At 70.6% G+C, this 23,377-nt stretch carries 23 protein-coding genes and 1 pseudogene; 20 read left to right on the top strand and 4 right to left on the bottom strand.

Going from position 1 to position 23,377, the window contains the following annotated elements; genetic code table 11:
• Window positions 1-255 precede the first annotated feature (255 nt).
• The 3 genes from AB0P17_RS27460 (at window position 256) to AB0P17_RS27450 (ending at window position 3,116) form a co-directional block, all read left to right on the top strand.
• Entirely contained in the window at window positions 256-2,283 is a 2,028-nt protein-coding gene (locus tag AB0P17_RS27460) for a condensation domain-containing protein (RefSeq protein ID WP_365814606.1), read from the top strand.
• Between the two features lie 243 nt (window positions 2,284-2,526).
• Entirely contained in the window at window positions 2,527-2,727 is a 201-nt protein-coding gene (locus AB0P17_RS27455) for a transposase (protein WP_365814663.1), read from the top strand.
• A 92-nt stretch (window positions 2,728-2,819) separates the two neighbouring features.
• Window positions 2,820-3,116 carry a hypothetical protein gene (locus AB0P17_RS27450; protein ID WP_365814604.1) on the top strand — a complete coding sequence of 99 codons (297 nt, stop codon included), beginning with the start codon at window positions 2,820-2,822 and terminating at the stop codon, window positions 3,114-3,116.
• An 11-nt stretch (window positions 3,117-3,127) separates the two neighbouring features.
• Here the strand turns inward: AB0P17_RS27450 and AB0P17_RS27445 are convergent, their stop codons facing one another.
• Window positions 3,128-3,676: a hypothetical protein gene (locus tag AB0P17_RS27445; protein ID WP_365814602.1), complete on the bottom strand. Its 549-nt coding sequence runs from the start codon at window positions 3,674-3,676 to the stop codon at window positions 3,128-3,130.
• A gap of 267 nt (window positions 3,677-3,943) precedes the next feature.
• Between AB0P17_RS27445 and AB0P17_RS27440 the strand changes: the two genes are divergently transcribed.
• The 12 genes from AB0P17_RS27440 (at window position 3,944) to AB0P17_RS27385 (ending at window position 16,267) form a co-directional block, all read left to right on the top strand.
• A complete protein-coding gene (locus tag AB0P17_RS27440; protein WP_365814601.1) occupies window positions 3,944-5,200 on the top strand; it encodes a nucleotide sugar dehydrogenase in 1,257 nt (418 codons plus the stop codon).
• Window positions 5,201-5,392: 192 nt separating this feature from the next.
• Window positions 5,393-5,548: a hypothetical protein gene (locus tag AB0P17_RS27435; protein ID WP_365814600.1), complete on the top strand. Its 156-nt coding sequence runs from the start codon at window positions 5,393-5,395 to the stop codon at window positions 5,546-5,548.
• A gap of 111 nt (window positions 5,549-5,659) precedes the next feature.
• Window positions 5,660-7,024 (top strand): FAD-dependent oxidoreductase, encoded by a 1,365-nt coding sequence (locus AB0P17_RS27430; RefSeq protein WP_365814598.1) that lies wholly within the window; start codon window positions 5,660-5,662, stop codon window positions 7,022-7,024.
• Between the two features lie 27 nt (window positions 7,025-7,051).
• Window positions 7,052-7,723: an AAA family ATPase gene (locus tag AB0P17_RS27425; RefSeq protein WP_365814597.1), complete on the top strand. Its 672-nt coding sequence runs from the start codon at window positions 7,052-7,054 to the stop codon at window positions 7,721-7,723.
• Entirely contained in the window at window positions 7,720-8,604 is an 885-nt protein-coding gene (locus AB0P17_RS27420; RefSeq protein WP_365814596.1) for a glycosyltransferase family 2 protein, read from the top strand. Before AB0P17_RS27425 ends, AB0P17_RS27420 begins: the two co-directional genes overlap by 4 nt.
• The gene (locus tag AB0P17_RS27415; protein ID WP_365814595.1) at window positions 8,601-9,755 is read left to right on the top strand and encodes a hypothetical protein; all 1,155 of its coding nucleotides are present in this window, start codon (window positions 8,601-8,603) and stop codon (window positions 9,753-9,755) included. Before AB0P17_RS27420 ends, AB0P17_RS27415 begins: the two co-directional genes overlap by 4 nt.
• On the top strand, window positions 9,733-10,755 hold the full coding sequence (locus tag AB0P17_RS27410) for an aminoglycoside phosphotransferase family protein (protein WP_365814594.1): 1,023 nt from the start codon (window positions 9,733-9,735) through the stop codon (window positions 10,753-10,755). Before AB0P17_RS27415 ends, AB0P17_RS27410 begins: the two co-directional genes overlap by 23 nt.
• Before the next feature lie 88 nt (window positions 10,756-10,843).
• The gene (locus AB0P17_RS27405; RefSeq protein ID WP_365814593.1) at window positions 10,844-11,839 is read left to right on the top strand and encodes an NAD-dependent epimerase/dehydratase family protein; all 996 of its coding nucleotides are present in this window, start codon (window positions 10,844-10,846) and stop codon (window positions 11,837-11,839) included.
• A gap of 148 nt (window positions 11,840-11,987) precedes the next feature.
• Window positions 11,988-13,100 carry a radical SAM protein gene (locus tag AB0P17_RS27400; RefSeq protein WP_365814592.1) on the top strand — a complete coding sequence of 371 codons (1,113 nt, stop codon included), beginning with the start codon at window positions 11,988-11,990 and terminating at the stop codon, window positions 13,098-13,100.
• 13 nt (window positions 13,101-13,113) lie between these two features.
• On the top strand, window positions 13,114-14,079 hold the full coding sequence (locus AB0P17_RS27395) for a hypothetical protein (protein WP_365814591.1): 966 nt from the start codon (window positions 13,114-13,116) through the stop codon (window positions 14,077-14,079).
• A gap of 29 nt (window positions 14,080-14,108) precedes the next feature.
• A complete protein-coding gene (locus AB0P17_RS27390) occupies window positions 14,109-15,089 on the top strand; it encodes an HEXXH motif-containing putative peptide modification protein (protein ID WP_365814590.1) in 981 nt (326 codons plus the stop codon).
• On the top strand, window positions 15,086-16,267 hold the full coding sequence (locus AB0P17_RS27385; RefSeq protein WP_365814589.1) for a phosphotransferase: 1,182 nt from the start codon (window positions 15,086-15,088) through the stop codon (window positions 16,265-16,267). The genes AB0P17_RS27390 and AB0P17_RS27385 overlap by 4 nt, the downstream gene beginning before the upstream one ends.
• 245 nt (window positions 16,268-16,512) lie before the next feature.
• Here the strand turns inward: AB0P17_RS27385 and AB0P17_RS27380 are convergent, their stop codons facing one another.
• Window positions 16,513-17,076, bottom strand: coding sequence for a histidine phosphatase family protein (locus AB0P17_RS27380; RefSeq protein WP_365814588.1), 564 nt, complete (start codon window positions 17,074-17,076; stop codon window positions 16,513-16,515).
• Window positions 17,077-17,220: 144 nt separating this feature from the next.
• Here AB0P17_RS27380 and AB0P17_RS27375 point away from each other — a divergent pair, with 144 nt between their 5' ends.
• Genes AB0P17_RS27375 through AB0P17_RS27360 form a run of 4 tightly spaced genes read left to right on the top strand, consistent with a single transcriptional unit; the run spans window position 17,221 to window position 21,509 of the window.
• Complete coding sequence (locus AB0P17_RS27375; RefSeq protein WP_365814587.1) at window positions 17,221-18,195, top strand: class I SAM-dependent methyltransferase; 975 nt, start codon at window positions 17,221-17,223, stop codon at window positions 18,193-18,195.
• The gene (locus AB0P17_RS27370) at window positions 18,192-19,850 is read left to right on the top strand and encodes an MBL fold metallo-hydrolase (protein ID WP_365814586.1); all 1,659 of its coding nucleotides are present in this window, start codon (window positions 18,192-18,194) and stop codon (window positions 19,848-19,850) included. Before AB0P17_RS27375 ends, AB0P17_RS27370 begins: the two co-directional genes overlap by 4 nt.
• A 14-nt stretch (window positions 19,851-19,864) precedes the next feature.
• Window positions 19,865-20,494, top strand: coding sequence for a 2OG-Fe(II) oxygenase (locus tag AB0P17_RS27365; protein WP_365814585.1), 630 nt, complete (start codon window positions 19,865-19,867; stop codon window positions 20,492-20,494).
• A gap of 13 nt (window positions 20,495-20,507) precedes the next feature.
• Window positions 20,508-21,509: an aldo/keto reductase family protein gene (locus AB0P17_RS27360; protein WP_329826747.1), complete on the top strand. Its 1,002-nt coding sequence runs from the start codon at window positions 20,508-20,510 to the stop codon at window positions 21,507-21,509.
• Between the two features lie 111 nt (window positions 21,510-21,620).
• Here the strand turns inward: AB0P17_RS27360 and AB0P17_RS27355 are convergent.
• Window positions 21,621-22,100 (bottom strand): annotated as a pseudogene (locus AB0P17_RS27355) (transposase family protein); the annotation flags it as partial.
• Between the two features lie 158 nt (window positions 22,101-22,258).
• On the opposite strand from AB0P17_RS27355, the gene AB0P17_RS27350 reads away from it, so the two are divergent.
• Entirely contained in the window at window positions 22,259-22,636 is a 378-nt protein-coding gene (locus AB0P17_RS27350) for a hypothetical protein (RefSeq protein ID WP_365814584.1), read from the top strand.
• A gap of 41 nt (window positions 22,637-22,677) precedes the next feature.
• Here the strand turns inward: AB0P17_RS27350 and AB0P17_RS27345 are convergent, their stop codons facing one another.
• Window positions 22,678-23,109 carry a nuclear transport factor 2 family protein gene (locus AB0P17_RS27345; RefSeq protein WP_365814583.1) on the bottom strand — a complete coding sequence of 144 codons (432 nt, stop codon included), beginning with the start codon at window positions 23,107-23,109 and terminating at the stop codon, window positions 22,678-22,680.
• Window positions 23,110-23,377: the final 268 nt, after the last annotated feature.

Below are 23,377 nucleotides of genomic sequence, written 5' to 3'. Positions count from 1 at the left end.
TTTTGAGGGAAAACTTCAGTCGGCTCGACTCGTGGACAATGATGCAACAGCTGCTCTTCAGGCGGCGCCGAACTCTGCTGCCGCCGACCCGACGGATAGCTTTCCAGGAGTCGTTCCAACAAGGCGGCAACGGTGCTCTGGTCGATCGTGAATTTAAGCGCGTGGCTGCGGCAACTTTGACGCTTTTATTTGTTATCACTTGATCGCGTGGCAATTCATACGCGGGCCCATTGCGTGGATTGGTGAAGGAGTATGATGACTTCACGGCAAACCTTTGTGGAAACAAATAAAACGACACCGACTCCAGGCGGCGGCCTCCGGGGACCACTGATGTGGTCACAGGAGATGTATTGGTATCAGTACCACCTGCCACTTCCCATCGTGGACAGCGCAAAGATTCCATTGATTCTGCGAATGCCGGATCCGGGGGTTCCGGAAGAACTGGTTATTGCTGCTATCCGGAATCTGATATATCGGCACGAGGCGTTACGTACGATCTACCCGACAGACCAGTCCGGTGCGCCTTTCCAGTTGGTGCTCGATCAGTTCGAAACTCCCATTCCGTTCTGTCGGGACGGTAATGACCTCGAAGACATTGATGCCGTCTTCCACGCTCTTTTCGCCCCGCCCATGGATCAGGCGGTGGAAATTCCATTGAGGGTAGGTCTCAACTTTAAGGATAGGCGCGTGGCCACGGTCGTCCTGGTGCTGAATCATATCGCCGTGGACGGGGCCAGCATGGGGCAGATCAAGGCGGAACTGACGAGATATCTGAGTGTTTCTGGCGAGAGAATTTCACCCTCGACAGATGATCAGAAAGTGAACATTCAGCCACTCGCCGTCGCACGGCAGCAATCGACTGTACGCGCCCCTGCACATGAGCGGGCCATGCGGTATTGTGAGAATATCCTGACATCTTCGCCCGCCGCTCAATTCCCTCGATTTCGCTCCGCCACGCTTATGGATCCGCACCGGGATGTCGTGAGTTACTATCATCGGGTAGTTCTCCGGTCGCCCGCCCTTTTTTCGGCACTGCAAAAACTTTCCAAAAGGAATTCAGGATTCAGGGCCACGAATTACCTATCTGCTATATTTGCTGTAGCGATTTCCGCTCTGTCCGGAAACTCGGGCGCTACCCTCATGATGAATTTCTCAAATCGCTTCCGGGGGGTGCGTCGGTCCGTTGGCTGCTTCTTCCAGGAGGCGTTATTCTCGGTAAACCTCCTCTCGCAAGCAACGATGAGCGAAGTGATGGCCGAAACCAGACAGCGCAGTCTCGTTGCAACTCGGCACGCGCAATACTCCTACCTTGCCTTTCGGGACCGTAAGGCAAGGATCGAGGCAGACCGTGGTCTGTCGATCCGGGTGGGCACGGTTCTTAACTGCAGTGACCGGCTTGAGCAGAATCTGCGTAGTCCAGCCTCTGAAGACCGGACGGCAGGAGAGCAGCCGAGCAGCACGATGAAGCGTCTTGAGTGCCTGTGGCGCGACGAGCACACCGACCTTTGCCTCAGAAGCTCCGCGCTGAACGGAGAGGTGCACCTAGACCTCATCGCTCACCGTTCCGTGATTGAGCAAGATCAGATCGAGAGCATGCTGACAGCGATGGAGCAGTTCCTCATTGCCTGGGCGAATGAGCCGGATCTGGCGACGGTCACCGTCGCGGAGGTGGTCGAGCGATTCGGACTACCGGCCTCGTCCTACGACGAGGGGTGGGCCCACGTCGATCACAGCTGGGTCAATACAGCCAAGCTGGCGCAAATCGTCAGTTCGGTGGAGGGAATCGAGGCTGCCCGGGTCAGCGTCGAAGAGCGCCCATCGGAGGGTCGGACCCTCGTGGCTCAGCTCGTCGGGGACCCGAGTAGGCAGGACCAGGTGCGCGCGCACGTCCTGGCCTCGCTGCGTGAGAACGTGGACCTGATGTGTCCGCACGAGTTCGTGTGGTGCGACGAGTTGCCGGAGTCCGGTTCTCCGACAGCTGCTGGGTCCACGGCGTCCGACAGCGCTGCAGGTGCAGCGGATGTCCCTGTCAGCCCGGAGAGCCCGGCCGGTGGAGCGGGCTACGAAGCGCTTGCGGCAGCTCTGGAGATCGCTCTGGGTGATGCCCCAGTAGACATGGACTGCTCGTACATCCAGCAGGGTGGAAGGGCCGTCATGGCGCCGGCAGTGATGAAGCATCTGAACCAGTTGGGATTCGAGGGCCCTACCCCGGACGATCTGTTGGGGCCGTGGCCCCTGCGAGCCGTGGTGGAGCTCTGCGTGAAGCGGGTGAGCGACGAGTGATCACCACATAGGACACGGCCCCACACTGCAGCGGTACGTCGCTCCGCTGCAGCGCAAGGATGGCTGGACCCTGGCGGAGGAGGCCGGCCATTCGGCCGACGTGCAACGGCAGTACTCCGGCACCGCAGGGGCCCGTATCTCAAATAACTGTCAGCTACCGTCTTCTTGGGGGCGCTGACCCCGGATCTTGGACACCGTGGACACTGGATCTTGAGGATCGGGGAGAATGGAGTCCCTGTGAGGATGAAGCCTTATCCGCCGGAGTTCAAAGCGGTCGCGGTCGCGTTGTACCGCTCACGGCCTGGGGTGACGAGCAAGTCGGTCGCCGGTGATCTGGGGGTCAGCACCGAGACGCTGCGCACCTGGATACGGGCCGCCGACGGGCGGCGTCCGGGCTCGCACTCGGCGGCCCGGACGGCCGCGCCGGAGTCGGACTCGGTGTAGGTGGCCGCCTTGCGCAGGCGGGTTCGTGAACTCGAAAAAGAGCCGGACATCCTGGGCAGAACGGCGCGGTATTTCGCAACGGAGACGCGCTGGTGAACCGCTTCCAGTTCGTCGCCGACCACCAGCGCCGCCCCGGTGTGAAGCGGCTGTGCACCATCCTGGGCATCGCCCGCTCAAGCTTCTGCTACTGGCGCAGGACCGCCGCGGACCGCGCCGCCCGCCAGGCCGCCGACGCCAAGCTCGCTGCCCGGATACGCACGGTTCACCGGGAATCGGACGGGATCTATGGCGTCCCCAGGATCACCGCCGAGAAAGTGAACACCAAGTACGTCGGCGACATCACGTACTTGAGTGTCGGCGGCGGGAAATTCTGCTGTCTCGGACCGTGACCGACCTGTGCTCACGCCGCTTGGCCGGCTGGGCGCTCGCGGCCGGCCGGGCACTCGCCGACCACATGCGCACCGAGCTCGTCACCGACGCCCTCGCCGCAGCGGAACGAACGGCCGGGGCGGCGGCGCGCACCCCGGCACAGGGCCGCCGCCGCCCGCGTGAACTCCCGTGGGGAGCGGGGCAGTACGCCGACCCGGCGCCGACCGGGGGCGAGGGACTCGGGGCGGTAGGCGTGGCCCTCGCAACTGTCATACGTGGCGAGCCGCCAGGCGCCCGTGGTGAGCGTATCCACCAGGGTCCAGACGCCGTCCTCGATGGCGGCGCGCCACTGGGGGTGCCCGGAGTGGACGTCGTCCGCCTCGTGGATGCCCGGGAGCCCGACCGTGTTGATGTTGCCGTCCGTGCTCCTGCGCAGCCGGGTGGGGCGGCGGGGCGCGGCGGGCGCCTTCCAGCGGCCGAGGAACTCGTCGACGTCGGGCATGACGTTCGGGAACCGGGGGCGGTGCGCGAGCGCGCGGCAGCCCCCGCCCGTCGCCGTCCTCCCTTCGAGGCCTGTCACAATTCCCTCCCGGTTCGTGGTCCACGGATTCAGGATGCTGTCCGGCGATTCTCACGACGAAATGCCACGAAACGTTCCGTCACTTCTCCCGCGGGGCACGGAAATTCGCATTCTCGCAGGGCCCAGAGACGGCCGACGCCTTCTTTCGTACGCATTTGCGCAATTCCTTGGCCGCGGGCCGGGCGTCTCAGTCATCCTGCTGGAACGTGCCGCCGTCCACGGCGGATCACAGAATCCTCTTCCGCCGTACTGGAAGGAGTCGGGGCCATGGCTGAAAGGTATGACCTGGCCGTCGTCGGACTCGGTTACGCCGGACTTCCGCTGGTCGTCGCGGCTGCCCGCAACGGCATGCGGGTCGCGGGCTACGACCTCGACGCCGGCCGCGTCGCCGCCCTGGCCGGCGGGACCAGCTATGTGGACGACATCTCAGACCAGGAGATCGCCGAGGCGCTGACCTCGGGCTTCACCCCGTCCTCCGATCCGGAGGTGATCGCCGCCGCGGCCGCCGTCACCATCTGCGTGCCGACGCCGCTGCGGGACTCCCTGCCCGACTTGAGCGCCGTCCTGGACGCCGTGCGCCTGGTGGCATCCCGGCTGCGCCCCGGAGGGCTGGTGGTGCTGGAGTCGACCACCTACCCGGGGACCACCGGCGACGTCGTGCTGCCCCTCCTCGCGCAGGGTTCGCGGACGGTCGGCGAGGACTTCCTGCTGGCCTTCTCCCCCGAACGGATCGACCCCGGCAACCCGGCGTTCGGGCTGCACAACACCCCGAAGGTGGTCGGAGGCGTCACGGCCCGCTGCGCCGAGGCCGCCACCGCGCTGTACGAGCGCATGGTGCAGAAGGTGGTGACGGTGAGCACGCCGGCGGCGGCCGAACTCACCAAGTTGCTGGAGAACACGTACCGGCAGGTCAACATCGCGCTCGTCAACGAACTCGCCGTGTACTGCGACGGGCTCGGCGTGGACGTGTGGGAGGTGGTCGCCGCCGCGGCCACCAAGCCGTTCGGCTTCCAGCCGTTCCGACCGGGCCCGGGGGTGGGCGGTCACTGCATCCCGGTGGACCCCGGCTACCTGACGTTCAGCGGCCGGGCCTTGGGGTTCCCGCTACAACTGCCGGAACTGGCGCAGAAGGTGAACGACCGGATGCCGGAGTACGTCGTCGACCGCATCGCCCGGCTCCTCGACGACCGGCGCGGCGTCCGCGGCACCCGTGTGCTGCTACTAGGGGTGACCTACAAGGCGGACATCGCCGACGGCCGCGGTTCACCGGCGGTGCCTGTGGCCGAACTCCTGCTGGACCGGGGCGCCCTCGTGCGCTTCCACGACCCTCATCTGCGCACCCTGCGTCTGCACGGGCGGAGCGTCGCCGGGGTCGAGTCGCTGGACGCGGCGGTGGCCGAAGCCGACCTCGTCGTGCTGCTGCAAGCGCACCTGGACTACGACCTGGCCGCCCTCGCCGACACCGCGCCGCTGCTGTTCGACACCACCGGACGTACCGTCGGCACGCGCGTGGTGCATCTCTGACCCGGTCGCACGACCACTCGGTCGGCCTCCTTGCGAAAAGGACGCCGTCCGGGCATTCCGCATTCCCGGAGAACAGCGCTGCGGATTTCGGAAATAAAAGCCTCTGCAGTTCGTTGATCCGGCCGTCCGGGCGCTGCTAATTTCGTTCCAGGGAATCAACGGATTCCTCGAATTAAAAGAAAGAGGAGCATCATGTCCGAAAAGAACGAGATCTCCTTCGCCGCGTTCGTCGACGCCGTGAAGTCGTATGACCTGGAGTCCGTCAGCGCCAAGGACACCGCCCACTCGTCGGCGGTCTCGGTGAAGCCCTGGGAGCACGTCACGGAGCAGACCTCGGACGCCGTCTGATCCGCTGCGCCACACCGGCGGGCGGCTGTCCGCAGCCGTCCGCCGGGACCCCGCGCCCGCCGTGCTCCAGCGGCCCGGCGCCCGTCCCGTCGGCCCTGCGAGGTGGCACACATGCTCGACCCGTCACCGTGGGCGGACCCCGCGGACCGTGAAGTGGAGACCGAGGTGCTGATCCTCGGCGGTGGACTGGCCGGACTGGCAGCCGGTTCCCTGCTCGGTGACCGCGCGGTGGTGGTGGAGGCAGCGGACCGGCCCGGTGGCCTGGTGCGTACCGAGCGCATCGGAGACTACTGGTTCGACCACGTCATCCACCTGCTCTACTTCAGTCATCCCGACGTCGAGGCCCGCGTCCGCGCGCTGCTCGGTGACGTCCTGCGCCCGTGCCCCCCGGACGCCCGGGTCGAGACGGCCCGGGGCACCACCCGCTTCCCCGTCCAGCTGAACCTGCACGGCCTGCCCGGCGAGGTGCGCGCCGCCTGCCTGGCGGACCTGCGAGCTGCGCACGCGCGGGACACGGCTCCCGGCGACTACGAGGAACTGCTGCTGAGCGCCTTCGGCCGCACCCTGTGCGAGCTGTTCTTCTTCCCGTACAACCGCAAGCTGTGGCGGCGTCCGCTCGGCACGCTGTCGGCGTCCGGCTTCCACTGGAACCTGACCCGGCCCAGCGTCGCGGAGATCGAGCGCGGCGCCGACTCGGCCCGCCCTGCGGACGGTTACAACGCGCGGGGCTGGTACCCGCGGCCCGCTCCCGGCGGACTGCGCGGCATGGAGGTGCTCTCGCAGGCGCTGGCCGGCCGCGTCCGGGACCTGCGGCTGCGGCACACCGTCACGGCCGTCGACCCCGAGTCCCGTACCGTGCGCACCCGTTCACCCGAGGGCGTCACCGACTTCCGCTACACCCACGACTGCGTCTCCACGCTCCCGCTGCCCGCCACCGTCGAGCTGTGCCACGGAACGCCCGAGGCGCTCGTCGAACGCTGCCGTGCGCTGCCCCGCAACCGCGTACGGTCGGTGGCGCTCGCCGTCCAAGGGCCGCGCCCGCGCGACACCGGGCACTGGCGGTACTACACGCGTGAGGACGTGCCGTTCACCCGCCTCGTCTTCATGACGGAGTTCGACCCGGACATGGCACCCGCCGACGGCTGGGGCGTACTCGCCGAGGTACTCGAACCGTCCGAGGGGCCGCGCGCGGCGGACGACGCACTGGTGGCCGATGTCCTGCGCGGGGTCGGGACGGTCGAGCTGCTCGGCCCCGGCAGCCGGGTCGTCGGGTCCCGGGTGTTCACGAGCGACCCCGGCTACGTCGTCTTCACCGACGAGGCCCGGAAGACCGCCGACGAGGCCACCAGCCACCTCGCCTCCCTCGGCATCACCCCGCTCGGCCGCTACGGCACCTGGACCTACTCCTCCATGTCCCAGGTCATGGAGGAGGCCTTCGCCTGGGCCGCGCGGCGTGCGGCCCAGGCGACGACATGACCCGGACAACAGACAGGGAGATCTCCCTTGCCCAGCACCACGAACCACGGATTCCTCGCGCTGGAGGGCGTCGACGGATCCGGGAAGACGACGACCGCACGGCTCATCGCCGAACACGTCCGCTCGCAGGGACGGCCGCTGTCCCGCATCGGCCAGCACTCGTGGCTCGATCCGCAGGCGGCACGCGTCATTATCGACGTCCGCGAGGACCGGACGCACCGGCACAGCCACCGGCGGATCACCGAGGCCTACTTCCGCGACAAGGAGTTGCAGGCCGACGCGATCGGCGACCTGCTGCGCGACCGCACCGTGCTGTCGGACCGCTACATCTTCAGCGACGCCGCCTACCTGGATGTGCTGTACGGCATCCCTGCCCGCGAGACGCTGGATCGCCACCACGCGCACGGCACCCTGCTGCCCGACCTGATCGTCTACCTCGACGTCCCCGTCGAACTGGCCGCCGACCGCGTCGTCTCCCGCGGCAAGAGCATGCGGCACTACGAGAACAGCTACACCCTCGACAAGGTCAGCACGGTGTACCGCGCGCTGCTCCTCGACGACCCGCCGCCCTACCTGCCGCCGGTGCACGTGTTCCGCAACACCGCTGGTGCGCACGAGGACGGCCGGATGAGCGCCCTGTACCGGGCCGTGGAAGACGCTGTGGCCGCGCCCGGACGCGAGCTGCTGGAGACCTCGTGAGCCGCCTGGACGTCGTGATTCCCTGCCACAACGGTGCGCACTGCGTGGGCCGGCAGCTCGCGGCGCTCGGTCGGCAGCGCACCGACGCCGACTGGGGTCTGGTGATCGTGGACGACGGCTCGACCGACGCCCTCGCGGCCGTCGTCGACGAGCACCGCCGCCACCTGCCGGCGGACACCCGCATCGTGACCCGCCCCGTGCGCGGGGGCACCGGGGCCGCCCGCAACACGGGCGCGCGCGCGGCACGGGGCGACCGTCTGCTGTTCCTGGACGCCGACGACGAGATCGCCGACGACCACGTCGCGGCGATGGCGGCGGCGCTCGACCGGGCCGAACTGGTCACGGCCGGCATCGACTACCGGCGGCTCAACCCGCCCGAGGTACTGCGCGGCACACCGCCCGACCAGCTCTGCGACATCCTGACCGCGAGCCTGTTCAAACCGCATGTGCTGGGCGGGCTGATGGGTATCTCCCGGGGCCTGTTCGAGGAACTGGGCGGCTGCGACGAGCGGTTACCCGCGCTCGCCGACGTCGACCTGTCCTGGCGTGCCCAGTTGGCGGGCCGCACCATCGGTGTGGCGGACACCGTCGTGTCGGTCGGCATCCGCGCCACACACCGCAGCAGGTTCCGCCGGGGCAGGTTCCAGGGGCACGACATCGTGGCCCTGCGGCGCAAGTTCGCCGCGCACGGTACCGACCCCGTGACCTGGCGGGGCCATCTGGTGGACTGGCTGCGCCTGCCGGTCACGGCCGCCCGCGCGGGCGCCCCCGCCGCCCTGTCCGCCCTGGTGTGGGAACTCGGCTGGCAGACGGGGGTCCTGGACGCCCTCCGATCCCGAACCGCGCCTCCTGTCCCCCTCACCGCGCCGGAGTCTTCATGATCACCCTGTCCCGGGGGCTGAACCCGCACGAGACCGCCTGGGCGGAACCGGTCGTCCCGGACCGGCCCCCCTTCACCCTCCTGCACGGCAGCCCCTCGTACATCAACGTGCTCGACGCGCTCGGCGCCCGGGAAGCGGTCCGGGCCCTGCGCGAGCGGACCGGCGTGGCAGCCTGTGCCTCGTTCAAGCACACCTCCCCCGCGGGTGTCGCGATCGGCGGGACCTTCGCGCCGGGGGAGGAGGATCTCCACGACCAGGGGCCGCTGCCGGACGGCGCCCTCGGCCGGGCCGTCGTACGGGCCCGGAACACCGCGCCCAAGTGCTCCTACGGGGACTTCGTCGCGGTGTCCGAGCCGGTCACGGCCGCTCACGTGCCGCTGTTCGCGAACGCCATCGGGGTCATCGCCCCGGACTTCACCCCCGAGGCGCTCGCCGGCCTCTCCCGTTCGAACCACGGTCGGTTCATCCTGCTGCGCGCCCACGAGGGGGAGGAGCGGAACGGGCACGGCGGGAGCGCGCGGGAGTCGGTCGAGACGGCGGGGCTCCGGCTGACGCGCTCGGCCGCACCGCTGCCGGGGTTCGCGGGCGGGACGCGTACGGAGTGCGGCACGCCCGGCAGCGCGGACGACCTGGCCGTCGCCGTCGAGGCCGTCCGGCACGCACAGTCGAACGCCATGGCCTTCGTCGTGGACGGCAACACGATCGGCATCGGCATGGGGCAGCAGAACCGCCTGGACTGCACCCGTCTGGCCGCGGCCCGCGCCCGGACCTGGCAGCGCCGCCGGCATCCGGACGTCCTGGGCCTCAGGTTCCGGGAGGACGTGGGGTCCGCGGAACGCGCGGTGTGGCGGGCGCGGCTCGCCGAGGGCGACCTGACCCCCTCGGTCCGCGCCGAGTTCGCCGGGGTGCTGGCGGACCCCCGGGACGCCGACCGGGAACCGGACTGGAACGCGACGCCACCGCTGTCCGGGGTGACCCTGGCGGCCGACAACCACTTCCCGTTCGTCGAGGTCGTCGAGATCGCGGCCCGCCGGGGCGTCACCCAGCTGGTCACGCCCGCCGGATCGACTGATGCGGACGCGCTGCGGGACGTCTGTGCGGCCCACGGCATGAGCTGGATCGTGACCGGTGAGCGCTTCTTCCGGCACTGACCCCGGCCCCCTCGGCACCAGTGCTCCCGTACGCCCCTGGCGGCAGCCTGGCTGGCGTCCGCGTGCCGTGGCGGTCATCGACGCCCGGCTGTCCGCGGCGGGCCTGCGCCGCACGGGGCCCGTCGAGGACGTCAAACGCTGGGCGCTGTCGGCCGTGCTGCGTTGCCCGACCAGCGGGGGCGCGGTGTTCCACAAGCAGTCGCTGCCGTCCCTGGCGCACGAGGGCCGGGTGCTGGCCCTGCTGGCCGACCGTCACCCCGGTCTGGTGCCCGAGGTCCTGCCACCCGGGCCGCCGGACGAGGGCTGGTGCACCCGCGAGGTCGCCCTGCGGCCGGGCACGGAACTGCCCGACGCGGAACGGGGCCGGGCCCTGGCCGTCCTCGGCGCGGTGCAGCGCGACTGGCTGGGCCGGACCACCGACCTCACCGCCGCCGGCTGCTGGGTGCGCACTGGGCACGCACTGGCCGGCCTGGCGCCGCTGTCGGAGCGGAGCGACCTGTTCGGCCCGGACTCGGGACTGCCGGACCCGCTGAGTGCATCCGAGTCCGTCCGGCTGGCCGATGTCTGCGCCCGGCTGCCCGAACTGTGCGCGGCGCTGGCCACGGCGCCGCCCGGCGAAAGCCTCGTCCACGGCGACCTGCACCCGGGCAACTGGGGCGTGACCCCCGCGACCGGCCGGACCGTGTTCCTCGACTGGGCGGAGGCCTCCGTCGGCCACCCGTTCCTGGACGTCGCGGCGGCCCTCAGGAGCTGCCCGGACCCCGGGGTCCGATCCCGCGCCCTCGACCGGTACTTCGCGAGCTGGTCGCCACTGATGCCGGCGGCCGAGTGCCGGGAGGTGTGGCGGCTCGCCGAACCGGTCGCCGCGTTCAACCAGCTCGTCACCTACACGCACTTCACCGACACGGCGGAACCGCACGAGCGGTCCGGCTGGGCGCCACGGCTGCTGGGGTGGGCGCGGGCGCTGCTGCGGACCACGGACGGCGCCAGGCGCTGCTGAGTCACCCCGCCGCCCGCCCGCACCTGCGTGAACCCCTCGATCCCCCTCGGCCGCCCCTCCCCGCTTCCCACCCGAAGGAGACACCGACATGTGGTCCACCCCCTCGACACCCGTGCTCGTCACCGGCGGTGCCGGCTTCATCGGCAGTCGGCTCGTCCGTTCCCTGGCCGCGGCGGGCCATCCCGTCCGGGTCCTGGACGACCTCACGACGGGCCGACCCGAGTCCGTCGCGTTTGTCCCGGGCGCCACCCTGGTGCGCGGCAGCGTGCTCGACGCGGACGCGGTGGCCGAGGCCGCGCGCGGAACGGGTCTGGTGCTGCACCTCGCGGGCGTCGTCGGCATGCGGCTCGCGGCACAACAGGCCGAACTGGCCTACGAGGTGGGCCGCCAGGGAACGGCGAACGTCCTGGCGCGTACCGGGGACACACCCGTCGTGCTGGTATCCAGCTCCGCCGTCTACGGTCTCAGCGACAGCAGCGCCGAGCTGCGCGAGGAGCGGGCCGTGGACCGGGCCGTCCCGCTGGCGTACGACGGCGGCAGCCCGGGCTACGCCACCGGCAAGTGGGAGATGGAACGGCTGGGGCGCGAGGCCGCCCGGCACCGGGCCGTGCTCACGGTGCGGCCCTTCAACGTCGTCGGCCCCGGCCAACGGGGGCGCTACGGCATGGTGGTGCCGACATTCTTCCGGCAGGCCTGGTCCGGGGAGCCGCTGACCATCCACGGCGACGGCAGCCAGCGTCGCTGCTTCACCGACATCGACCAGTTCACCCGACGCCTGCTCGACCTCGCGGCCACCGAGGCCGCGTGGCGGCCAGGCGCCAACGTGTTCAACATCGGCTCCCGCACCGAGACGACCATCGCCGGCCTCGCCCGCCTGGTCCTCGACGCCACCCGCAGCACGGCGGGCTCCGTCCACGTACCGTACGAGTCCGTCTTCCCCGGCCGCACCGACGTGACCGGCCGGGTGCCCTGCCTGGACCGGCTGACCGCCGCCGTCGGCGAGACGGACTGGCTGTCCGCCGCGGCACTGGTGCGCGAGATGGCGCGGGCACGGTTCGCCGAGGCGGTCACCGCCACCCGGTGACGAATTCGCCGCGTGCGGGTTCACGCAAGAAGAACGGCATTTCGTTGACGCGTTTCCACCGCCACGAGAGTCTTTCCCCACACATTCAGCACGGAGGAACTGCACCATGAAACTTCAGCTGCCGGCCCCCGGGGAAACCATATTGGCAATGCTCAAACTCCCCGGAGAAATGTGCAATATCAACTGCCATTACTGCTACGAGCGGCGCAAGCCGTACCCCAACGCCCTCATGTTGAAGCCGGAGGTGCTGCGCGAGTTCCTCACCCTGTGCGGCGGACGGCCGCTGGCGGTCGAACTGCACGGCGGCGAACCTCTGTTGATCGGCCGCCGCAAGATGGGCGACCTGTTCGCCGAACTGCGCTCCTACGAGGGCCCGGTGACGGTCTCGATGCAGACCAACGGCATCCTCCTGAACGAGGCGTGGCTCGACTTCTTCGACCGTGAATGGCCGGACATCGAGATCGGCATCAGCCTCGACGGGGACGAGCAGGGCAACGCGCACCGCGTCGACTTCCGGGATCGCCCCACCTACCGCAAGGTCACCAAGGCGCTCGACATGATGGCGGCCCGGGGCCGCAACGTCGGTGTCATCGTCGTCGTCACCCGCCGCATCCTCGGCCGGGCCGCGGACGTGCTGGACTCGCTGAGCAAGTTCGAGGCCGTGAAGGTCGTCAAGCTCTCCGGGTGCCTCGACTTCAACGTGAAGAGCAAGGACTACCAGACGCCGAACCGCAAGTCGCTCCAGATCCTCAACCCAGAGGGCGTCGGCATGCCCGGCTGGGCGACGACGCCCGACGAGTACGCCGACTTCCTGATCGAGGCGTTCGAGCACTGGTCGGCGACCCGCTCCTACGGCGCGTACGTGCTGGAGCCATTCTTCAGCGTCATCCGGTCGCTGTCCGGGCTGCCCACGAGCTACACGAGCTTCAGCGACCGCAAGGAACCCTTCGTCGTGACGCTCTACCCCGACGGCCGCATCGGCAGCTCGGACGAACTGAGCATGCCCGGCGCGCTGCTGGGTTCCGTGGACACGGCGACCGGAATGGACGAACTGCTCACCCTGGACAGCAACCCCGGGCTGCGCCGGGACCTGTCCGCACTGCTCGACAAGTGCGCGGGCTGCTCGCACGAGGCCTCGTGCCGCGGCGGCGCCCTTCCCGACCGGCTCCGCTTCGAGGGGACCGGGTTCGAGGAGGAGTACTGCGACTACCGACGCAAGGTCATCGACCATGTGGCCGCGGCACTCCCGGCAGCGGTCTGAAAGGGAAAACACGATGTTCCTCCTCCCCGTCATCGACGACGACGAGACACAGAACCGCTGCTGGAACGCCTCGCTGGACGGCCGGGCCATCCACTCGTTCCTGCTGTGGGTCGAGCCGCACAGCACCGCCTGGGCCCGCCGTGCAGCCGCGGCGGCCGGTGCCGGGGCGCCGGACACCACGGAACTGCCCGACCCGCTCACCCGCGCCCTCGCGGGTCTCGTCGGCGCCCCGGACATAGCCGTCGACCCCGCCGAGGTGGGCACCGCGCTGCTGCCCCTGCCGGACGGTCCGCGTCTGGCAGTCCTGCACGGCGTGCCCGAGGACGGCGGCCGGCTGCGGCTCGCCCCGGCCACCGCGCCGGACCGGGCAGCGGTGGGCGACGCCGTGCGGGTGCTGGAGGGCGTCGGCCTGCGGTACGTCGTTGACCTCGCGGTGGGGGCGGTCGTCCTCGGTGACGCGGCGGGCGCCGCCGTACCGGCCGACCTGTGCGACGTGGCCAGGTTCTCCCCGGGCGGGTCCGACGCGCTGTCCCGCGCCGAGGCGCTGCTGCGCGAGGGCGCCGCGTCCTGGATGGGCCAGTGGCTGCGCACCGAGGAGGTCGTCGGCGCCCGCGGCGGTCCGCTGTCCGGGACCGACCGCGCCTGGCTGACCGGTATCTTCGCCGACTCCCTCGCCTTCCAGCTGTACGACCGGCTCGCCGCCCGCCGGCCCGAGGACACCCCGGAGCCCGTCGCGCGCCGTTGGCAGGAACTCCTCGACGGGCTTCGCGCGCTGCGTGCCGTACTGCCGGGCCGGGTCGGCGAGACGGTCGGCATGGGCATCGTCGCCGAACTGATCGGCACCACCTATCCCTGCTGGAACCGGCGGCAGTTCGCCGTCAAGTCCCCCTTCGACTACATCCGCGAGATCCGGCCGCTGACGGACGACGAGAAGGCGGAACACCTCGACCGGTGGGCCGCCCCGAGTGCCGTACGGTGACCACTGCCCCGAAAGGACCGGAGACCATCATGACCGAAGCCGACACCATCGAGGCGGCCGCGTCCGTCGCCTTGCTCCAGGCCGAGCTGACCGCACGGTTGGTGGAACACCGTGCCGAGCGGGCGCGCACGCTGCTCGCCAGCCTGCGCAGTCTCGCGCCGGGCACGGAGCTCGACGGCCCGGACGGGGCTCCGGACGCCTTCGACAACGCCGTCCTGCACCACGCCTTCCAACAGGCGCGCCTCGCCGCGCGGAGCCGCGACGCGGACCGGGCCCGGCGGGCCGTGCGCCTGTGGCAGAACCGGGCGGCACTGCGGGCCGAGGCCGTACAGACCGCCGTCGGACCGGTCCTGGTACTGCGCGCGGTGGACTGCGACGCCGTGGACGACGACCGCCTCGGCAGCCGGATGTACCTGCTCGGCAGCTCGCCCGAGCAGGACGCGGCGGAGCGGGCGCGCATCGCGCGGACCCTGAACGAGGCAGTCGACGCCGCGCTCGCCGTAGGCGGCGAGGTGCTGCGCTCCTCCACCGCCGTCGTCGTCTGGACCGAGGCCGTACCGCTCGGGGCGACCTGCCGCAGCTACACGTTCGACTTCCTGCCCGGCACCGTCGTCCTGAACTGGACCGACGAACCGCTGCGCCTGGGCGAGACCCTCGTGCACGAGGCCACGCACTCCTGGCTGAACGAGTCCCTCGACGCCGAGGGCGTGTCCTTCGCCGACGACGGCCCCCGCTTCCACTCCCCGTGGAAGAACGAGGACCGTCCGGTGTTCGGGATCGTGCACGCGGCCCTCGCGTTCGCGAACGTCATCCACTACCTCTCCCGCATCCAGCCGGCGCCGGACGACGACTCTCAGCTCGCCGCCGTGCTGCGGCGCCGCCTCGAGGTGGAACTGGAGTCGCTGGAGGTCGGCCGCTCCTCGGCCCTCGCCTGCTTCGACCAGGTGCCCAGCGCACCACTGCGCGGGTACCTGCGGGCCGCCGTCGCCGACGCGCGGCGCGCGGCGTGACGGCGGCACCGGTGCCGGGTCCGCCGTACCGTCACCAGGGGCCGCTGCCCGACCTCACCACCGAGGACCTGCGCGAGCCCGTACGGACGCTGCTGGGCGATCCCACGGCCGAGGTGAGCGGCTGGACGGGTGAGCCGATCTGCTACGAGAGCTGGAGCAGGGCGAGCGACGGGCTGTACGCGGTGCGGGGTACGGCCTCGGGCGACGGCGGCGACCGCGCGTGGGAGATGGTGCTGAAACAGGTTCGGCACCGCACTTGGGTGCCCGGCCCGCATGATCTGGGCCGGCAGATCGACGACGGCGGCGACGGTCCTGCGGACTGGGCCTACTGGCGGCGCGAGGCGCTGGTACTGGGCTCGTCGCTCCCGTATGCCCTCGCCGACCGGTTCACGGCCGTCCGCTGTCTGGGGATCGTGCCGGGTCCCGGGGGCCGGCTCCGGCTGTGGCTGGAGCGAGCCGACGGGACGCCCGGCGAGGCCTGGACAGCACGTGAGCTGCTCGACTCCGCCGAGTTCCTCGGCGGGTTCCACGCCCGCTCGCTGCGGCGGCCGCCGCCGTCCCGGGAGTGGTGGTGCAGGCCGTTCCTGGAACAAGCCGCCCTGCACGCGCGGTTCGCCCTGATCGAACGGGTCGCCGACGCGGAGACGAGTGCGGATCCGGCGGTGCGCGGCCTGTTCCGGCCGGGGACCGCCACGGCGCTGCGGTCGCTGGCGCGCCGGCACGCCGAGGCCGTCCGGACGGTGCGGTCCCTGCCGACGGGGCTGGTGCACCGAGACCTGACACCGCGCAACCTGTTCCGGACTGCGCGGGGCACGGTCGCGATCGACTGGGGTCAGGCGGGGCTGGGACCGGCCGGTGAGGATCTGGCCACCCTCGTCCTGTCGTCGGCGGTGGCCGCGGATCTGGACGCCGCCGCCACGCTCGCCCTCGGGGACGCCGCCGCCACGCGCCACGCCGCAGGTATGGCGGAGGAAGGGGGCCCGTGTGACCCGGAGGACGTGGTCCTCGCCTACCGTCTCGTGGCCGCCTACCACTTCGGGCTGCCCGTGGTGCGGCTCGCCGACCGGCTGCTCGCGAGGGACGCCGCGTACCGCGCAGAGACGGCCGCCGATCCCGGCACGCGACGGCGGGCGGCGGTGATGACGGCGCTGGTGGAGGAGGCGCAGCGGGATCTTTGAGGGTGGCGGCCCGAGCACGGTGGGGGGCGCGGCGGCCCGGCGCCGACGAGGGCGGGCTCACCATCCCGCCCGGTCCCGGTGAGGGCCGGTGGACTGCCTGGCGAGGACGGAGCCCCATATGGCGGCCCGGCGAGGCCAGCTCTCCGGCCGGGGCTCTCCGTCCGCCGGACAGGAGACCTCGCACGGCGGACGCAGGTCCTCCGCACGCCGTGCCCAAGCCCTCGGGAGCCTCCGGAGTCCGGTCGTCAGGCGGGGCCCGACGAGTGCATACCGGTCATGGTGAGCCGGCCGCGTTCCACGCACAGCCGGTACCAGGCGCCCCGGCCCACGATCCGCGGCAGCGCGCAGTCGTGGGCTGCCGACAGGTAGGCCAGTGTGGCAGGGATGGCGTCGCCGTGCGAACAGGCCACCGCGTGGCCGCCGTCGTGCCGGGCGGCGATCTCCACCAGCGCACCCAGGACCCGGCCAGCCGCCCACGCGCCGCCGAGCGACGGGCCGACCAGGGCGTAGACCCCCTCGGTCCAGGCCGCCGGCTCGGCGAACCCGCGCGCCTCCCTCAGCCGGTCGTCGGTCACCACGGGGACCCCGGCGACGGCGGCCAGCGGGGCAACGGACTGCCGGCATCGCAGTGAAGGGCTGCTGTAGACGGCGTCGACCCCCTCCGTGAAGACTTGGCCAAGGACTTCCGCCTGCCGTGTTCCCTCGGCGCTCAGCGGACGCAGATCGTCGTCCCCGCTCCATGCCTCGCGCGGCGACGAGGAACAGTGCGGAACCAGATCCAACACAACGGTGCATGAATTCGCGAACATGGCGCGCATCATGCCTGGGCCGACGGACGGAGTCCAATAATTAGCGGGTATCCGCAAAAGGATTGACCACGCCGATCGGGCACCCGGAACCTGAACCAGAAATGGATTTCAGGGCGGGCATGTTCCGCAGGCTACGGAGTCGGTATGGAATTGGTCGACACAGCGGCGCACCACGGTGCGCGGGAAATAGCCCGGGAATTCCTTGAGCACGGCGCCCCGTTCCTCTGGCCGGAGCTGCCCGACCTCGCCGGCCTGCCGCCGGACCGTATCGCCGCGCTCCCTCCCCTGCCGTACGGCGACCCGCAGTTCAGCGCCCAGCTGCTGCGGGAGCAGACCGACACCACGACGACGGACTCGTCCCGCCCCCCGGCGGTGATTGAGCAGCAACTCGACTGGCTGCGGCACGAGTTGCCCGGGTGGCGAGCGGGCCGTGTGTACCATCCGCTGTGCGGGCCCGGCGCCTACGCGGCCGCGCTGGGCGGTCACGGTCTGACGGCGTACGTCGGCGTCGACGCGGGCCCCGCGGTGGTCGAACACGCCCGGCGCCGCTTCGCCGGGCAGGACCACGTCCGTTTCGTGCTCGGCGACGCGACGGACGCCGCCGCCCCGCAAGGGGAGGCGCTCTGCGACACGCTGCTGCTCACCTACGACGCCGCCAACTTCTTCGCGCCGCAAGCCTTCCGAGAGCTGCTCGGTTCATTGGTGCGGAGGCTGCGCCCGGGCGGCATCGCCGTCCTGGACCTGCGGCTCACCGAGGACGGCACCGCGGGGTTCGACGAAGGCCGGAGCGTGCACCGGCGCCGGACCGGCTCGGTGTTCCGGGACGGCCCGCACCTGCTGCTCAGCGAGGGGTTCACCGCCGCGCACGGTGCCCTGCTCGGTCACCGCCTCATCGCGGTGGACGACGGCCCCGGCGGCCGGCCGGCCGAAGTCTTCCATTCCGTGCTGCACGTCCCGACCGCCGCGCAACTCACCGCCGCGCTCACGGCCGAGGGACTCGACATATGCGTACGGGGACGTCCTTTCAGCAGCTCAGACGACCCCAACCTCGCGCGGCACCTCGTCGCGGCGCGCAAGCAGCGCACCCCCCACCGAACCCCTCCGTGGAGGCAGCCATGAAGATCACGTTCCTCGGGCACGCCGGTGCCCTCGTGGAGGCCGACGGCGTGAAACTGGTCTGCGATCCGTGGTTCTCCGAGGGCGGAGCCTTCCTGTCGGGTTGGCACCAGCTGCCCGACAACAGTTCCTGCGCTCCGCTCGTGCACGAGGCGACCCACGTGTACGTGTCGCACGACCACCAGGACCACTTCGACGCCGACGTGCTCGACGCGCTCGACCCGTCGGTCACGCTGCTGATGCCCGACTACCCGCTGCCCACCTGGAAGCGGCTCGTCCGCAGGCTGCGCGGCCCGGCGCCCGTCCTCCTCGGCGACCAGGAGGTGTTCCAGGCCGGCCCGCTCCGGCTGCGCCTGATACACTCGCCCACCCCCCGGCACCAGGACTCGGCTCTCGTCATCGAGGACACCGTCACCGGCCAGGTCGTCGTCAACCTGAACGACTGCCAGGTGGACCGGGACCAGTTGCGGACCATCCGCCGGTTCCATCCCCGCATCGACGTCGTCCTGGCTCAGTTCTCCGGCGCCACCTGGTTCCCGTTCGCCTACTCCTTCCCCGCCGCGGAACAGGTGGAGGCGGCCCGGCGCAAGAGGGTCAACTCCATGCGCCGGTGGACTCGTTACATGCAGGCCCTGGCCCCGCGCAGCGCGGTCGCGTTCGCCGGGCCGCCGGCGCTGCTCGACCCGGAGCTGGCCCCGCACTTCTTCGCGGAGTCCTCGGTGTTCACCACGCCGCCCGAACTGCTCGCGTGGCTGAGCCACGACCACCCGGGCCTGGCGGAGCGCACCGTGGCACCGCTGCCGGGTGACGAACTCGACGTGGCCACGGGCCGGTTGACCGCCGACCCGGAGATCCGACGGAGATTCGACTGGGAGAACCTCGCGCCCTACATCGCGGACTACGCCCACAGACGCGCCCCCGCCATCGCCGAGGTGGTCTCGGGGTACCCGGAGCCGCAGCACAGCCTCTACGACGGCTTCGCCGCCCACTTCAAGGCGCTGTTCGCGGCCGGAGAGAGCCTGTGCCGTGCCGTCGACGCCGTCGCAGCCTTCGATGTGCGCGGCGCCGGGGGCGGCTTCTGGCTCGTTGACTTCCAGTCGCTGGAGGTGCGCGAGGGCACCGGGCCGGAGATCGACGCACACGACTACCGCTTCACCCTGTCCTCGCGGTACCTGCCGGAGATCCTGGAAGGGGGGATGAGCTGGGAGGAATTCTTCTTCTCGTTCCGTTTCAGCGCCTGGCGGCCCGGGATCGGCGCGTACAACGAAGAACTGATGTCGGTACTGCGGTGGAGCGATCCCGACGACCTCGCCGCGTACTTGCGGCAAACGGCACAGGGCGGCGAGCGCCCGGCCGGCACGTTCATGCTGGAGACGCCGAGGGGGACGTACCGGCTGTCCGACGTCTGCCCCCATCTGGGCGCGCGGCTCGGCCCGGGGGACTACGACCCGGAACTGGACGCGGTCGTCTGTCCCCAGCACGGCTGGCGCTTCGCCCTGCCGGACGGCGCCTGCGCCAACGGCCGGGCACGACTCGGCGTCTCGCCGGCCGGAGCGGCGGCAGATCCGGACTCGTCGGCAGACCTTCCCACGGACCTCTCCACGGACACCCCGAAGGACGCCCCGCGGCGTCCCCGAGAAAGGCAGGCACACCAGTGATCGACTACGCGGCCATGGAACGGCAGCTGAACGCGGCCCACGAGCCCTGCTTCCGCGCCGACCCCTTCCCGCACTATGTGTGGAACGGCATCCTTCCCGCCGACGCCCTGCGCGCCGCCGCCGACGCCTACCCGGACACCGCCGTGATGACGGCGAAGCCGGGCATTCCGCGCTGGCACTCCCAGGACCGGGAGCTGGCCGGGCCGGCCCTGCGGGACCTGTGCGAGGCCCTGCTCGGCGACGACCTCGCCGCCATCCTCAGCAAGGTGACGGGGGTGGAAGGGCTGCGTACGGAACCGGACGGTGACTGGGGCAGCTACCGGCTCGCCGGTCACGGCGCCGTGCACCAGGCACACGTCGGCTCCAACCGGCACCCGGAGACCGGGCGGCTGCGCCGGTACTCGTTGTTCACGTATCTCACCGAAGGCTGGTGCCCGGAGGACGGCGGCTGGCTGGAGCTGGGCGAACCGGTCGACGGCGCGTCCCCAGCCCGGATCATGCCCTCCTTCAACCGCAGCGTTCTCATTGAGACGACAGCCCGTTCGCTGCACGGCGTGTCCCTGCTGCGGGCCCCGGCACCGGTCCTGCGCAAGACCGTGACCGTGCACTTCTGGACCGATCCGGCGGCGGACGGCGCGGCGTGAGGGGGGACACGAGGTGAGGCACCGCCGGCTGGGCCGAAGCGGTCTGCACGTCAGCGAGTTGGTGTACGGGAACTGGATCACCCACGGCGGGCAGATCGACGAGGACCGCGCCCGCGCGTGCGTCAGGTCGGCGCTGGACTGCGGTGTGACCAGTTTCGACACGGCCGACGGTTACGCGTTCGGCGCGGGCGAGGAGATCCTGGGCCGCGCGCTGGCGGGCGAACGGCGGTCCGGGGTCGAGATCTTCACCAAGGTGTACTGGCCGGTCGGCCCCGGGCCGAACGAGCGCGGACTGTCCCGCAAGCACATCATGGAGACGATCGACGTCTCGTTGCGCCGGCTCGGCACCGACCACGTCGACCTTTACCAGGCCCACCGCTTCGATCACGGCACCCCGCTGGAGGAGACCATGACGGCCTTCGCCGACGTGGTCCGCGCGGGCAAGGCCCTCTATATCGGCGTATCGGAGTGGCGGGCGGAGGAGATCCGCGCCGCGCAGGGCCTCGCCCGCGAGTTACGGGTGCCGCTGGTGTCCAACCAGGCCCGCTATTCGGCCCTGCACCGCGTGATCGAGGCCGAGGTGATCCCGGCCTGCCGGGAGCTGGGCCTCGGCCAGCTCGCCTTCTCCCCGCTGGCGCAGGGTGTCCTCACAGGGAAGTACCTGCCCGGCCGACCGCCGCCGACCGGGTCGCGCGCGACCGATACCAAGGGGTTCGGGGGGCACTTCATGGAGAAAGCGCTGCGTGAGGACATCCTCGGCCGCGTGCAGCGGCTGCTGCCGCTGGCCGAGGAGGCGGGGCTGCCCCTGCCCGTCCTGGCCCTGGCCTGGGTGCTGCGGGAGCCGAACGTGGCGGCCGCGGTGATCGGGGCCAGCGGACCCGAGCAGATCGCCGGCAACGCCGCGGCGTGCGACATCGTCCTCGATGAGGACCTCAAGGCCGCGGTGGACGCCGTCCTGGCACCGGTAGCGCTCACCGACCCGGCCCTGACGACCAGTCCGGCCGCCGTGTCCTGAACGCCGCCTACGGTCCCAACTCCCCGTATCCCGGCCACTACCCGTGCCCCCAGTCGCCTCCCGCCCACGTGGGCACTTCCCGCCGGACTGCTCAGTGAGCCTTGCCCAATCTCAGTTCGAGCAGGTCAGGTGGAGGGTGAGGACGGCTTGGACGTGGCTGGCGATTCGGGTGGTGCCGCAGCGGAGTTTCCTCAGCAGACGCCAGGTCTTCAAGGTCGCCATGGCCTGCTCGCCGAGGGCGCGGATGCGGGCGTGCGCGACGTTGACCGCGCGCTGCCCTGTCGCGGGCCGGTCCCACCGGCCGCGGAAGGGCACCCGCACGGTGCCGCCCGCGCCCTGGTAGCCCTTGTCTGCCCAGCAGACCAGGCCCGCCTCGGTGAAGGCGTCGATGATGCCGTGGGTTCGGGCGGCCTTGATGTCGTGCACGGCGCCGGGCAGGGCGGCCGAGGCCCACAACAGCTTCCCGTGTGGATCGGCGATGACCTGCACGTTCATGCCGTGCCTCTTGTATTTGCCGGAGCAGAAGGGCCGGTCGGCGGCGATCCGGTCGATCGGCAGCAGCGTCCCGTCCAGGATCACGAACGCCTTCGATTTGGTCGTCGACATCATCGCTGCGAGCTCTGTACAGGCTGGTGCGCGTGGATGTGACGGCGTGTCTTGGGTGTGACCTTCCGACCGGGCGCCGGGAACTGCCCGGGGGTGTCCTGCACGAGACCGCTGCGTGGGTGGTGAACCACGTCGTCGGTCCGATGAATCCCGGCACCTTGGTCGTCGGCCCGCGGGACCACGTCGTGGCCATCGCGGAGCTCGACGACACGGCGGCGGCGGAACTCGGCCCCTTGCTGCGCGATACCGCTCATGTCGTGGAGACGTTGTGCCGGCCGGAGCAGACCTACGTCTGTATGTGGTCGCACGGCCGCGACGCGCGCAAGCACCTGCATATCGCGGTCCAGCCGGTGACCGCCGCGGTGCGGGCCCGCTACGGCGGGCTGCGCTCCGAGCAGTTCCAGGCCCGGATGCCGGCAGACGGTGACGAGCCGGACATCGCGGAGGGCGAGCAGTTCTGCGAGCGGGCTCGCGAGCTGTTCCGGGCGATCACCGACAGCAGCGCCGCATACCGCAGCTGATCACCGCGCGGCCTCGACGTGAGGTTGGCAAGGGCTCGGTGTCAGATGAACAACGGGCCCGATGGGCCCGGTGGCAGGGCGTAGTAATAACGGCGGCACGTTTTGACCAGGGTCTGCTCGGACAGGGTGAACACGTCCGCGAAGTCCGCGCTGTGCACGCCCCGGCCGTCGTCGCCGGTCGCCGAACGCACCACCCGGCCGAGTGCGACGACCATGTCTTCGTCGGCCACCACCGCGGTCAGCTCATGCCGCCTGAGCAGCTGGGCCTGCGCGGCATGCAGACTGACCACCGCGTCGCGGCCCCGGTGGGGCGCGGCGCCGGGGTGGTCGAGGATCAGATCCTTCTCGGTGAGGGACGCGTACCCGTCGGTGTCCCCGATATCCAGGTAGTGGTAGGTGAGCATCACGTGCCTCACCCCTGCTGCCGTCGCCGTCCCGCTGGTGGGCGATATGCGGATTCTGTCGGGTCTCATGACTGGAAGACCCACCTTTCGTCATCGGTGTCAATGGTGCGACGGCGCTGAAGGCCCCCGCCCGGCAACCCTTCGGCACTCCGTTAACTCGGCGCTATCGTCCTGTTATCTCGGTGGCTGGAGGTGGTCAACCTATGCTCGGAAAGTGATCACAGTTGGTCAGTCCGGGCGTGCAGTCATGACCGGACTGCGGGCCGCCGGACGCCTTGCGCGACGCTGCGATCTGTTCCCGGTCACCGTGCCCGCCACAGCTATCCAACTACTGGTC

This window comes from Streptomyces sp. NPDC088124, from assembly GCF_040685895.1.
Taxonomy (GTDB): Bacteria; Actinomycetota; Actinomycetes; order Streptomycetales; family Streptomycetaceae; genus Streptomyces.
This window is presented reverse-complemented; position numbering and strand designations above follow the sequence as displayed.

Excerpts from the sequence above, each read along its gene's own strand:
- AB0P17_RS27460 (WP_365814606.1), top strand. The coding sequence starts at position 256 with ATGACTTCACGGCAAACCTTTGTGGAAACAAATAAAACGACACCGACT.
- AB0P17_RS27455 (WP_365814663.1), top strand. The coding sequence starts at position 2,527 with ATGAAGCCTTATCCGCCGGAGTTCAAAGCGGTCGCGGTCGCGTTGTAC.
- AB0P17_RS27440 (WP_365814601.1), top strand. The coding sequence starts at position 3,944 with ATGGCTGAAAGGTATGACCTGGCCGTCGTCGGACTCGGTTACGCCGGA.
- AB0P17_RS27435 (WP_365814600.1), top strand. The coding sequence starts at position 5,393 with ATGTCCGAAAAGAACGAGATCTCCTTCGCCGCGTTCGTCGACGCCGTG.
- AB0P17_RS27430 (WP_365814598.1), top strand. The coding sequence starts at position 5,660 with ATGCTCGACCCGTCACCGTGGGCGGACCCCGCGGACCGTGAAGTGGAG.
- AB0P17_RS27415 (WP_365814595.1), top strand. The coding sequence starts at position 8,601 with ATGATCACCCTGTCCCGGGGGCTGAACCCGCACGAGACCGCCTGGGCG.
- AB0P17_RS27405 (WP_365814593.1), top strand. The coding sequence starts at position 10,844 with ATGTGGTCCACCCCCTCGACACCCGTGCTCGTCACCGGCGGTGCCGGC.
- AB0P17_RS27400 (WP_365814592.1), top strand. The coding sequence starts at position 11,988 with ATGCTCAAACTCCCCGGAGAAATGTGCAATATCAACTGCCATTACTGC.
- AB0P17_RS27395 (WP_365814591.1), top strand. The coding sequence starts at position 13,114 with ATGTTCCTCCTCCCCGTCATCGACGACGACGAGACACAGAACCGCTGC.
- AB0P17_RS27390 (WP_365814590.1), top strand. The coding sequence starts at position 14,109 with ATGACCGAAGCCGACACCATCGAGGCGGCCGCGTCCGTCGCCTTGCTC.
- AB0P17_RS27380 (WP_365814588.1), bottom strand. The coding sequence starts at position 17,076 with ATGTTCGCGAATTCATGCACCGTTGTGTTGGATCTGGTTCCGCACTGT.
- AB0P17_RS27375 (WP_365814587.1), top strand. The coding sequence starts at position 17,221 with ATGGAATTGGTCGACACAGCGGCGCACCACGGTGCGCGGGAAATAGCC.
- AB0P17_RS27370 (WP_365814586.1), top strand. The coding sequence starts at position 18,192 with ATGAAGATCACGTTCCTCGGGCACGCCGGTGCCCTCGTGGAGGCCGAC.
- AB0P17_RS27365 (WP_365814585.1), top strand. The coding sequence starts at position 19,865 with ATGGAACGGCAGCTGAACGCGGCCCACGAGCCCTGCTTCCGCGCCGAC.
- AB0P17_RS27350 (WP_365814584.1), top strand. The coding sequence starts at position 22,259 with ATGAATCCCGGCACCTTGGTCGTCGGCCCGCGGGACCACGTCGTGGCC.
- AB0P17_RS27345 (WP_365814583.1), bottom strand. The coding sequence starts at position 23,109 with ATGAGACCCGACAGAATCCGCATATCGCCCACCAGCGGGACGGCGACG.